This window comes from Bdellovibrio sp. HCB209 (genome assembly GCF_047306065.1).
Lineage (GTDB): Bacteria > Bdellovibrionota > Bdellovibrionia > Bdellovibrionales > Bdellovibrionaceae > Bdellovibrio.
The window spans coordinates 3,194,760-3,206,802 of the sequence record NZ_CP178618.1 but is presented as its reverse complement, the minus strand read 5'-3'; the positions used below and the strand labels follow the sequence as shown (position 1 = coordinate 3,206,802).

The 12,043-nt window shown below is 46.3% G+C and carries 9 protein-coding genes; 5 read left to right on the top strand and 4 right to left on the bottom strand.

The genetic code is table 11. From position 1 onward, the window contains the following. Window position 1 precedes the first annotated feature (1 nt). Genes ACLVWP_RS15535 through ACLVWP_RS15525 form a run of 3 tightly spaced genes read right to left on the bottom strand, consistent with a single transcriptional unit; the run spans window position 2 to window position 5,717 of the window. Complete coding sequence (locus ACLVWP_RS15535; RefSeq protein ID WP_413558540.1) at window positions 2-820, bottom strand: sugar ABC transporter permease; 819 nt, start codon at window positions 818-820, stop codon at window positions 2-4. Next, entirely contained in the window at window positions 820-2,985 is a 2,166-nt protein-coding gene (locus ACLVWP_RS15530; protein WP_413558539.1) for an extracellular solute-binding protein, read from the bottom strand. The genes ACLVWP_RS15535 and ACLVWP_RS15530 overlap by 1 nt, the downstream gene beginning before the upstream one ends. A 38-nt stretch (window positions 2,986-3,023) precedes the next feature. Continuing rightward, a complete protein-coding gene (locus tag ACLVWP_RS15525; protein WP_413558537.1) occupies window positions 3,024-5,717 on the bottom strand; it encodes an alpha-1,6-glucosidase domain-containing protein in 2,694 nt (897 codons plus the stop codon). A gap of 92 nt (window positions 5,718-5,809) precedes the next feature. Here ACLVWP_RS15525 and ACLVWP_RS15520 point away from each other — a divergent pair, with 92 nt between their 5' ends. Together ACLVWP_RS15520 and ACLVWP_RS15515 are read left to right on the top strand one after the other, a co-directional pair. Then, window positions 5,810-7,129: a carbohydrate porin gene (locus tag ACLVWP_RS15520; RefSeq protein WP_413558535.1), complete on the top strand. Its 1,320-nt coding sequence runs from the start codon at window positions 5,810-5,812 to the stop codon at window positions 7,127-7,129. Between the two features lie 101 nt (window positions 7,130-7,230). Next, on the top strand, window positions 7,231-8,163 hold the full coding sequence (locus tag ACLVWP_RS15515) for a diguanylate cyclase (protein WP_413558533.1): 933 nt from the start codon (window positions 7,231-7,233) through the stop codon (window positions 8,161-8,163). A gap of 34 nt (window positions 8,164-8,197) precedes the next feature. Here the strand turns inward: ACLVWP_RS15515 and ACLVWP_RS15510 are convergent, their stop codons facing one another. Further along, complete coding sequence (locus ACLVWP_RS15510; RefSeq protein ID WP_413558532.1) at window positions 8,198-9,703, bottom strand: serine/threonine-protein kinase; 1,506 nt, start codon at window positions 9,701-9,703, stop codon at window positions 8,198-8,200. Between the two features lie 168 nt (window positions 9,704-9,871). Between ACLVWP_RS15510 and ACLVWP_RS15505 the strand changes: the two genes are divergently transcribed. The 3 genes from ACLVWP_RS15505 (at window position 9,872) to ACLVWP_RS15495 (ending at window position 12,029) form a co-directional block, all read left to right on the top strand. Next, a complete protein-coding gene (locus ACLVWP_RS15505) occupies window positions 9,872-10,675 on the top strand; it encodes a TIGR02147 family protein (RefSeq protein WP_413558531.1) in 804 nt (267 codons plus the stop codon). Window positions 10,676-10,711: 36 nt separating this feature from the next. Further along, entirely contained in the window at window positions 10,712-11,464 is a 753-nt protein-coding gene (locus tag ACLVWP_RS15500) for a DUF4423 domain-containing protein (protein ID WP_413558530.1), read from the top strand. A gap of 142 nt (window positions 11,465-11,606) precedes the next feature. Further along, a complete protein-coding gene (locus tag ACLVWP_RS15495; protein ID WP_413558529.1) occupies window positions 11,607-12,029 on the top strand; it encodes a hypothetical protein in 423 nt (140 codons plus the stop codon). Window positions 12,030-12,043: the final 14 nt, after the last annotated feature.

Genomic DNA, 12,043 nt, shown 5'->3' with positions numbered 1-12,043 from the left:
ATTAACCCTTCACACTTCCCATAGTCAGACCCGAAACCAGATAACGGGAAATACTGATGAATAAAATCAAAACTGGAATACTTACGATCAAGGCGCCTGCAGCATACAAGCCCCATTGAGTCGCAAGACTTGCCTGGAAGGAACGAAGTCCCAACGGCAATGTATAAAGCTGTGGATCTTGCAAAACCACGGCTGCGATTACGTACTCGGACCAGCTGCTCATGAAGCTGAACAAAGCCGTGATCACCAGTGCCGGAGACGACACGGGTAGGATAATTTTCGTAAAGATCATCCAGCGCGAACAACCATCAAGCAACGCGGCTTCTTCAAGCTCGCGAGGAATGGTGTCGTAGTACGCTTTCATCTGCCAAATACAGAATGGCAAAGCCGTCGAAGAGTAAATGATGAACAAGCCCCAAAAGCTGTCGATCAAATGCAATTGCGACAAGATGATAAAGAACGGAAGCATCAACATTGTTGCCGGGAACATTTGTGTTGTTAACAAAGAGAACAACATCATGTTACGGCCGCGGAAGCGATAGCGAGACAATGCATAAGCACTGCAAGAAGCCAACGCCACACCTGCGAACGTCGTCACAGAACTGATGATCAGGGAGTTTTTCAACCAAACCAAAAAGTCAGTGCCCGTGAACAAAGTCACAAAGTTTTTCAATGTCGAATTAGGGCCGATGATTTCCAAAGACTGAGTTTGGAAAGCGTTGTCTCCACGCAAAGACACGGAGATCACGTAAACGATCGGGTACAGCGAGAACACTGCGAACAAAAGAATCGAAAGCCAGGCGATAATTCTTTTAATCATTAGCGAGTCTCCTTTTTGTATTGAGACTTCAGCATTCCCAGACCCCAGATAACAAGGATACCGAAAATGATTACTGAAACCGCAGCGGCATAACCGTAGCGATACAAGTTGAAGGCTGCTTTATAAACGTAAGAAACCAGGATGTGCGTTTGATCCCCTGGTTCACCAGAGTTCGAAACGAGCCAGATCACGTTCAAGTTATTGAATGTCCAGATAGAACCCAACAATGCTGCTGGAGCCATCACTGGCAACAGTAAAGGCCAAGTGATGTGACGGAAGCGCTGCCAAGAAGTCGCGCCATCCAAACGAGCCGCCTCATAAAGTGAATGAGGGATCGACTGCAAACCACCCAATGCCACGATCATCATGAATGGGAAACCCAACCATACGTTCGTGATGATACAAGCGGCGAAAGCTGTCATCGGCTGGCTCAACCATTGAATTGGTGAAAGCGACAAAAACTTTTGTAGGAAGATATTAATCGGACCGTACTCCTGATTGAACATCGCGCGCCAAGTAAGAGCTGTGATGTATTGAGGTACCGCCCAAGGGATGATCAAAAGTGCTCTCCAGAATCCTTGGAAAGGCATCACTTGATTGATCACCACCGCCAAGAACACACCGAACGTCACGTGGAAGAACACATTCACCACGGTCCAAATCACTGTCTTTAAAAGCAATGAATAGAACTTAGGATCAGCAAAGGCACCCACATAGTGAGTGAAGCCCACGATCGACCAGTCTTGGAACGTACGTAAAGAGAAGTTCGAAAACGAGATCGCGATATTATAGAAGAACGGATAAACGATCACCGCAAAGATACCGATGAACGCCGGAAGCATCATATAGTAAGCAAAACGGTTTGGACCTTGGAAGCCTTTAAGGAAGGCGACGAAGGATTTGCGACCAAACCAAATTAAGCCGATGATCACCAGACCAAAAATGATTTTGATCACGACAGCGCCTGCATCAGGTTGCAGAACGTCGTTCATCTCTTTGATTTGTTTTTCGGCTAGTAATTGTGCTTCTTTTGCTCCGCCATGGGGAGTTTGGCTGCCTGCCAGAACTTTTTGGTACTGAATGCGCAAGCTGTCCCAGATCGCGCGAACTTCAGGAACGATCGGCATTGGATGGCCAATTTCCATGATGTCGGCAGAGATTTTCAAAAGCGGATTGTTTTTAACGTAGTCAGAGTTTCTGGCTTCAAGATTCGAAGGCAAAGTTCCAACTTTTTCCGCAAACTGAAGCTGTACCGGAGTTGAAGTTAAGTACTTCAACAATTTCGTCGCAGCCTCTTGGTGAGCAGGAGAACGCATGTTCACGTTCATCGAGTAGCCTTTGGTTCCCACCAAAGATGCTGGCCATTTGCCAGTTCCAGAGATCATCGGGATACGAGCAATACCGAAATCGATTTTAGCTTCTTTATAGTCACCCCAAGACCAGTCACCGTTGATTAGCATCGCGGCTTTGTTGCCTTTGAAAAGAGCGTTCGCAGTTTCGTAGTCACACTCTTTAGGGATGATTTTGTGCTTATCACGCAAATCCAAGATGAATTGGAATGTATTCGCCAAAGCCGGAGTATCTAGATTTGGTTGAGTATCATTTTTAATGAAATCATCGCCAAATGCTGGAATGAACGGAGCAAAGAAGAATGGCTCTGTATAGTTGAAAACCAAGCCCCATTGATCGACACGGCCGTCACGGTCTTTATCGACAGTCAGGCGTTTGCCAAGCTCGATCAATTCGTCAGAGTTTTTCGGCGGGTTCGGCAGAAGTTTTTTATTATAGATCAACATCAAGTGATTGCCGACAGAGTCGCCGATCGCAAAATGTTTGCCGTCGTAAGTAGGTGCTGCCAAAGGATCAAATTGAGTGAAGTAATCTGCACCCAAGATATCATCTAAAGGACGGATGATTCCCATTGTGGCGAAAGGACCGATTTGGTCAGAAGGACCGTAAACGAGTTCAGGACCGCTGCCACCCATAGCTGCTGATTGATAACCACTGCGAAGCTCTTCGGTTTCGCGGTATGTGGCTTGGACAGTGATGCCTGGATTTTCTTTTTCAAATTCTTTAAGAACTTCGGCCAAAACCTGACGGTGGCCGTAAATCATTTGGTGCCATACGTGAATACGCATTTTTTCCGCATCCGCGAAAGCAGCCATTGAACAGAAGGTAATAAGAAGGAACAAATAATACCGCATTACTTAACACCCATGTTTGGAGAACCGATCATCTTCAGAACAACTGTCGTCATCCCTGGAATCTGGATTTGATTTTGAGCTCGTGTGTGAACCACTTGTGCAAGCACAGGATCTACAGACGGAGTAAATTGAGGATGGAAGCCCCATTTATAACCCAAAACTTTGTGAGAAAAGACTCGAGGCAATCTCGAGCTATTGAAAATAACCAATAGAGCTTCGTGCTCATCATGAAGAACCATAGAGATCAAACCAGGCTCGATTGCGTTTTCATTGTCGATGAAAACCAAGCCTTTCATGATCTCTTCAAGGGAGTTCATTTTAAACAGAGAGCTGCTCTTACGAACGCGAAGCAAAGCTTTATAGTAGTTCGCCGTTTGCGCAATCAATTGCGGAGTGACTTTAAGATCAGCACTTTGCAAACGTGGTTGCCAGAAAGACCAGTCATTATAGTTCTTCCAAGCCGGTGGCAGGCCTTGACCCCAATAGTTGTCAGCGCCTGTCCAATTAATACGATTGAAATAGTCACCAGAATCGTAAGAGTCTTGATCGCCATTTTTAGAACGAAGCAACTCTACGCCCGCTTCCATGAACGGAACACCTTGGCTGAGCAATGGAATCGCCATAGCCAATTGGTGCATACGTTGACGTTCACTTGCAGTCGCTGTCGTTGGGATACGATTCGGAGCATAGAACGGAGCTTTCGCCTGAACTGCATCCCACAATGTGTAGCCATCATGAGCAGAAACGTAGTTGATAGTTTCAATAGGTTCAGCCGATGTCGCAACAGGGGAGTTGCGGTAATTAAGTTGGCCGCCGGTGATCACGCTGCCGTAGTGTTCACGGAAAGAGAAATCACGCAAGTTACCTGCCAAGCCCACTTTGATAACATCGCCCAAGTGACGGATTTTATCCATCTGGTCGTTGATATTCGTTGGCGTGTTTTGGTTTGCAGGCTCGTGATTGAAATCGAAATACAATCCCGTCGCAAAACCTTGATCCGATTTTTCAGAAGAACTTGTCGTACCGCCACGAACAGCATCGCGCAGACGATCATTAAAGAAACCAATGCCAGAACCGTAAGCGTTGAGTTGGCTCATCGACTCTTGTGGGTTCTTAGAATAGAAAGAACCAAACGGCCAAGCTTCACCATATATATAGATGCGAGAACCATCTACGCCGTCGTTTTGTACTGTCAAAGAGCGCAAAGCCTCTTTCACTTTCATCAACGTTGAGCGGGAGTGGAAGGACATCAAATCGAAACGGAAACCATCGATTTTATAGTTTTTTGCCCAGTGAACAACGCTGTCTACGATCAGCTTTTCCATCATGAAGTTTTCGCTGGCAGTGTCTGCGCAGCAAGAACTGTTGTAGGTGTAACCATCGTCAGTCAGGCGATAGTAGTACAAAGGCACGATTTTATCGAAAACGGAAAAAGCACTGAGCCCATTTTCATAAGTGTGATTGAAAACCACGTCTTGAACCACACGCAGACCCAAAGAGTTTAACGCTTGCACCATTGTTCTGGTTTCACGAACACGAGAAAGACCTTGAGGGTCCATCGCATAAGATCCATCTGGAACAAAGAAGTGAACCGGATCGTAACCCCAGTTGAAGGCATCACGAGCACGGATCTGAGATAAAGCACCTTGAGCATCTTGCAAGTTGCTAGAAGACGAATTGATCGACTCCCAAGAAGAGCGGTCCTCGTTCACGGAACCAAAATCATTGAATGGCAACAAGTGAACGTGAGTAAGGCCAGCCTCTGCCAAAGATCTTAGATATTGAGCACCTTGGCCACCGAATTGAGCAAAGGCATCGTAAGTTCCGCGATAGACAAAAGGGATGCTTTCGTCGTTCGCGCTGAAATCACGGACATGCAATTCATAGATTGTTATGTCTTTGAATGAATTCAGATAAGGTTTTGTCAGGTTATCCCATCCATATGGTTTAGACTCGCCGCTATCCAAATCTACCAGTTGAGATTTTGCACCATTCATCGCAAGACTAATGGAGTAAGGATCTGTCACCAAAGACGTTTCCATACGATCAGTAAGTGGCTGATAAACAGTCACTTCATAAAGATAGTAATAATTTTGGTACTGGCGAGGAACAAGTGTCGTCCAAACTCCGTTTTGATAAGTTGGGATTAGTACAACATCTGATTGCATCGCTGTCGGCGAAGCAAACAAAGCCACACGCACACTCAACGCCGTCGGAGCCCACAGCTTCAACTGAAACTGAGAACCCAAATTCGTTAAACCTAAATCATTCCCACGATATGCATAAAGCTCATCAAGAAGGCCTGCGTACTGAATCGGTGTCGAATCAAGCAGCTGATTCTGATCGTTTGTTACGAAAACCTTCAAAGGACGATGGATCAACTCCTCGATAATTTGACGGTTCAAAGAAGCGGTAGAAACTACGGCGTAGTTATCCTGACGTTGAATCACTGGAAGAGGATAAGTGCGTGGAACGTCTTTGAAATTAACTTCGGAGTTAGCCAATTGAAACATCATGTTGTCGGCCACACGCAAACCTTGCGGAAGCTTAACCAACATCTTTTGAGAGCTTAGCCATTGCGCGCGCGCAGGCGCAGAAGCCGCCATAGCAGCGGACGCCACGTTGACTGATAGAAATGAAATCAATGTATATATGATTGTCGTGCACAAGTGCTTCAAGCTTCGATCTAGCAAGTTATCCCCTTAACTTTTTTGCTAATTCCATGCATAAATTCTGGCCAGCGCGGACTTTATGGGTAAGGCTCGGGTTTTTCAAGGAATAGGGTATGAAAAAAATGTTTTGGGTTCTTACGATTTTGATGACGTCACTTAACGCGCTTGCTCTCGAGGCAGACTTCACCACATATATGCGTGGGGGAACAGGTGTAAACCAAGAGGGCGGCAAAATGGAATGCTTCCGCAATTCTGGTTTGCCGGGTAATTTCATGCGTTTAGGAAATGAATGCGATTTCTATACGGAATTGGGATTTGTTTTCCATAATAAAAAAGCAACTGCGGACGATGCGAGCTTCTTCAGAACGCAACTACGCTACGCGTATAGTTCCGAGGGTTTGCGTCAATGGGAATCGAACCGTACGACGGTAACCTCCACCCCCGCTACGATCACGACTCCAAAGTCTGAAATCGAAGCTTACGTTAAAGCCGGTGGCATCGATGGTATGCCGATGGAGTACTGGGTTGGTAAAAGATTTTATCGTGATGTCGATATGTACATCTGGGATTGGTATTACTATGCAGAGATGGCTGGCGTTGGTGCCGGTATCGAGCAAATTCCATTGGGCACGGGTAAACTTGCGATCGCAAACTTGATCCAAGCGAACGAAGAATTCAACACAACATCTATTGGTCGTCCGGTTTTGAATATCTGGGACGTTCGTTATTCTACGATTCCAGTGTTTGCCGAACAGAACATCAGCTTCTGGGGTGTGTATGCTTGGGCTAAAGCGAGCGACAACGGTGCTACTCAGCACTTTGATTCCACGAATGGTTACGTTCTAGCGACGAAACTTGAAGGCAAGGTTGGTCCTGGCTACAACAAATTTGTAGTAGAGTACGGCCAAGGTGCGATGAAAGATTTCAACGTTTATGGTAGCAGCACTGTTGATACGGCTGAAGCAGACCAAATGGCTCAAAACAAAGCCTGGAATGTTCGCATCGTTGAAGACTGGCATATGGATGTTACTGAAAAATGGGGCGTGTTCTTTGGTGTGGCAGCAAGCCAAGGCAGCACTGGTGCCGACACAGACAACAAAGTTCAATGGCAAGCTATCGGTGTTCGTCCGGTTTATAACTTCACAGATCGTTTCCAATTGGCGACAGAGTTCGGTTTCTCTCGCTATGAAAATGAAAGCGAAAAAGTCGGCGGCGTAGCAGTAGGTGTTCGCGAACTGGGCCGAGTTGCAATCGCTCCTCAGCTTTCAATCGGTAAGAGCATCTGGGGTCGTCCAGTTCTTCGCGCTTATGCGGCCTACTCATTCTGGAATGATGCCAACAAAGGCAGCTCTTATATCGGTTCTAGCGCTCCAACATTTGCTGATAAAAGCAGCGGTTTGAACGTAGGTTACCAATTCGAGGCTTGGTTCTAATCAAGCCAGACTTTAGTGCCGGGGTCCCCCGGTACTGTCCAAGAGACTAGGGGAGTGATGCTTCATTGTCACAGATCGCTCCCTTACCTATAATTATCGTCATGGCTCATAATGACGATTCTTCTGATAATTTAGAAAAAACCAGTATTGTTGCGAGTGATACCTTCAAAGGCAGACTGCGCGAGGCGGACGAAGTTCCACCTGCAGTTCTTGTGTTGATTGGTCCTCCAGGTTACGTCGGTAAACAATATCCTATCACAGCAAGTGACATTACTATTGGTCGCTCTGTTGAAAGCCAAGTTTACATCGACGATAAATCTTTAAGTCGCTCACATGCAAAATTCGCAGTGAATGGCAGTGAAGTATCGATCATCGATTTGGGCTCAACCAACAAGACAGTTGTGAATGGACAAACGATTCCAGCGCTAGCTTCTTGTTTGCTTAAGAACAACGATCAAATCAAAACGGGCAACGTGATTTTCAAGTTCCTTGAAAAAGGCAGCTTGGAAGCGATGAGTACTTCAGCGTTGTACGAACGTGCGCAAAAAGATGCGTTGACGGGTGCTCACTCTAAGGGTGCTTTGATTGAAAAAGGCCCTGAGGCGATGAAGCGTTCTGAAGTGTTGAATGAGCCATTGAGTTTGGTGACATTCGATATCGACCATTTCAAGAAAATCAATGACAGTTACGGCCATCCAGGTGGTGACTACGTACTGAAAGAACTTTGCCGTATTGTGATCATGAAATTGATCCGTGCGAATGACTTCTTTGCTCGTTACGGTGGTGAGGAATTCGTTTTACTTCTTTCTGGCTCTAACGCGAAAGTCGCAGCTGAAGTCGGTGAACGTATTCGCCACACTATCGAAACTAGCGAATTCACTTTCGAAGGTAAAAAAATCGCAGTGACAATCTCTGTGGGTATCGCGACTAAGTACGCGGCAGAAACAGAGTGGACTCAACTGTATGAACGTGCCGATAAAGCCTTGTATCAATCAAAACAAGGCGGTAGAAACCGCGTGACGGTTGCTCCTTAAAAACAAGAAGGGAACCCTTGGGTTCCCTTTTTTATTATCTATTGTGACTCTTTTGATTTTTTAGAGGTTTCTTTTTTGCGGCAGCGGCCTTCGTTGAAGAAGGTGTGCGGGCTTTGTGATTCTTGCGATAGTTCTGTGAATAAGTAGGTGGCTTTTTAAACGGACTCGGCGGAGCCGGAATCTGTGGTTGAGCCACAACTCTACGAGGAGGAAGCGGTGTTAATTGTGGCACTTCGACCTTCGCCTCTGCTTGAACTCTTTGTGAATCCAGAGTGTTTTGACCCATCAGCAAGCCAATCGTTAGAACAGCAGCAATGGCAAGACCACCCCATAGGATATTGCTGATCTTGCCACTCTCATGAAGAGGGCGATTTGGAATATTCTTAATTGGCGCAGTTCTTAATCGTGGTGTCGAAAAAAACGGCGGCGGTGGAGTGTACTCAGGTGGTGGCGGCGGGAGAGGTCCACCGCGCAACAACAGACTAGGATCCGAGATCGAGTTGTGGGTCAGGATCGACATGATCTCTTCGGCACTTGCGGTCTCACTGATCGTCATAGTCTCTTCGTCTTCAAGTACGAAGTTTCTGATTTCTTCCATCGTGTCTTTATAAGTAACTGCGAAAACTTCTTTTAAATAATCAGCCAATGCAAGTGCGGAAAAATCGGGGTGTTTGCTCGAAAGTAAAGTGCCGATTTGACGAGCCAACTCGTTCGCATCAGAAGCGCGTTGGTTCGGATCTTGATGAAGCATTCTTGGCAGGACACTTAAAAGATCTTCAGAGCGGTCTTTGATGATTGCTGTCGGCAGATTCATCACATCATACAGACGAATAGAATCCTTCACTTCACCGACGTTGCTGCCTCCAAAGAAGCGAGCATTGGCTAAAAGCTCCCAGAACACGATACCCAACGAAAAGATATCAGTGCGGTTGTCGAGCTCTTCGCGATTGATTTGCTCAGGGCTCATGTAGGCGACTTTGCCTTTCACTTGTCCCAGTTGAGTTTCTTCAGCTTCGATACTTGCTTTGGCGATTCCGAAGTCGATGATTTTTACTTCACCCTCGAAGGACACCAAAATATTGTGAGGGCTGATATCGCGATGGATAAGTTTCAGTGGTGTTCCTGTTTGCGGGTCCACGGACTGATAGGCATACGCCAAAGCCACGGATACTTGATGAATAATATAAAGAATGAATGCCGTGCTAAGCGGTTCTTCTTTGTCGCGGTGATAGGCCATCAAGTCCCGCAACGTCACACCGTGGATGTACTCCATCACCATATAGGCGCGATCTTCGTGCATTCCGAAGTCGTAAATCTTGCCGATGTTTTGGTGATTGAGATTGGCGCTGACACGGATTTCTTTAAAGAACATCTCTTTGTACAACTCGATATTAGGCAGATTCGGCAGAGTAGTTTTGATCGCCACGAGCTTGCTGACGCCAAAGCGCGACTCGGTCATGCCCAAATAGACTTCGGCCATGCCGCCTTCAGCAATGCGCTTGATAATTTGATATGAGCCGATCTTTTTCTGAGTTGTCATGACTAAATAACTTTTCGGTTTATTTCCCTTCGACAATAAGAAATATGAGCCGAAATACTGTTCCATAATGAGAAACATCGTTCCCGTGTTCGTACTCAGGGAGCGGTTACTGAGCTTAACCCCTTGTAGTTCTTGGATAATGTAAAAGCTTTGCACAATACTGTGTTTATGCAAAACCAGACTATCACAGAATTCATGATGAATAAGTTCGAAGAGCTTCGCAAAGCCAACCGTCGTATTTCCCTACGTATGGTGGCCTACAAAATCGGCATCACGCCAGGTCGCTTAAGCGAGCTGATCCGTGGCAAACGCCCGTTGAGCGAGTTCTACTTTGAAAAAATCTCGACAGGCTTAGGTCTTAACCAAGACGAACGCCAACAGTTGAGATCATACATCTCTGTAACATCTCGTCGTTTTAGCTCAGACCGCGTTCTGGGTGTGAAAAACGGCAATTTGTTGGGTGGTTGGGAAGAGTACGCAATTCTAAACCTACTTCGCATCTCCAATGGAAATGACGACGTGAATTGGATCGCAGAACGTTTGGCTCTCCCAGTTGAAGTGGTTGAAAAGGGCCTGGCCAATCTTGAGAGCATGGAGCTTATCCGTCAGGAAGAGCGTGGTATCGAGATCGTGCATCGCCGTCTCATCACTTCTTATGAGTGTGCAAATCCGGAGAGCCGCGAGTACTACAAGAAGCATCTCGAAAAGGCGAGCCAAGCCATGGACACCGAATTGAACTCTAGTTACACAGGTGTCACGTTGACGGTGAATCCGCAGCAGATTCCAGTGGCTGAGCGCATGATTGAGCGCTTTCGTGGTCGTATTTTGCGTCTATTGCAACAGGGCACACAGAGTGAAGTTTACTCTCTAAACATTCAAATGTTCCCACTGTCGGTTCCACTGGACACGATGAAGGCCGCTACTGGAGCGAATCTGGTTGAGTCGCCACGCGTTGAGCTTGATAAAGTTTAGAACCCTAAGCTAAGGTATCTCCCCAGGGAGATACCAATGACCTTAAACCTTTTTTTGAGTAACAAGCTGGAAGAGATGCAGAAGAAAAATCCGCGTTTCTCTATGCGTGCGTTGGCTCAAAAAGCAGGTATATCTCCGGGGCGTTTGAATGAGATCTTTCATGAACGCCGTCCTTTGAGTGATCACTACTCCAACAGAATTTCTTATGGACTGAGCTTAAGCCAAGAAGAGCAAGCAACTCTTGCTAGTTTCGTGACGGTTCGTGCAAAGCGCATGAACGCCCAGAAAGTTTTGGAAGAGCAAGAATTGCGCATGATTACCAGCTGGGAACCGTACGCACTGTTGAACTTAATGAAAACTGATGATTTTGAAAGTTCTTCGGAGTGGATGGCCAAGAGGTTGGCTTTGCCAGTTGAAAAAATCGAAGAATGTATTTCATTGTTGGAGTCGCTAAAGATCATCAAAATGAAGAATGATCGTTGGTTGCGTGTGCCGGAGCAATTTACGACGACAACAGATATTCCTCGATCGGCGATCGTGCAGGGGCATGTTGCCAATCTTAAGAAATCAGAGGATGTCCTGGTGACAGTGCCGCCCACAAAACGCAACTTCACTACGATCACGATGCCCATCAATGTTTCAAAGTTCGAGGAAGCTAAACAGCTTATCACTCAGTTCCGTCGCAAGCTGTGTTTGTTGTTGGAAGATGGCCCGAAGACAGAAGTGTATAACTTGAGCATTCAGCTTTATCCGCTGACTGATGTGACTGATAAAGAATTCCCTTCTTAATTCTCAAATTGAATCGCACGCAGTGCTGTTTAGCTACTGAGCGATTTTCAAAGAATGAACACCTTAAAATCAATCAAGCCTGTAGCTAGCTTTAAAAGTGCTGTGCCCCATTTTTGCATTCATGAAGTCTGCTGGAGGCGGAATGAAGTTATCACTGGTTAAGTTGGCACTCATCGTTGGAACACCTGTCGTTATGATGGGCTATCAGAACTGCGCAAAGCTTGGGACGGATAATTTGATTGGTCAGACTTCCGGTTTTGTGACGAGTGAATCAACGGAACTTGCATCGTCTTCGACGGGGAGTACAGAGACGGCGTCTTCCTCTCAAGCGTCGAGAAAAAACAGATATCCTTCGAGCGATCCCATGGGGCACTCCCAGGTATTGTTGGCAGACGTGATTCAAAAATGCACGGGTAAGGAAAGCCAAGATGAGTTCGTCGCTGAATCTTGTCTTGTGCTTGCTTGTCAGACGCCGAGTAAAATCGCGTCTCAACAGCGCCAATTAGATGAACTGTGCGTGGCTCTTCAGCGTTCCCAAAGCTACTACGCGCTCAGTGCGAGATAAATCCACCGGCATTG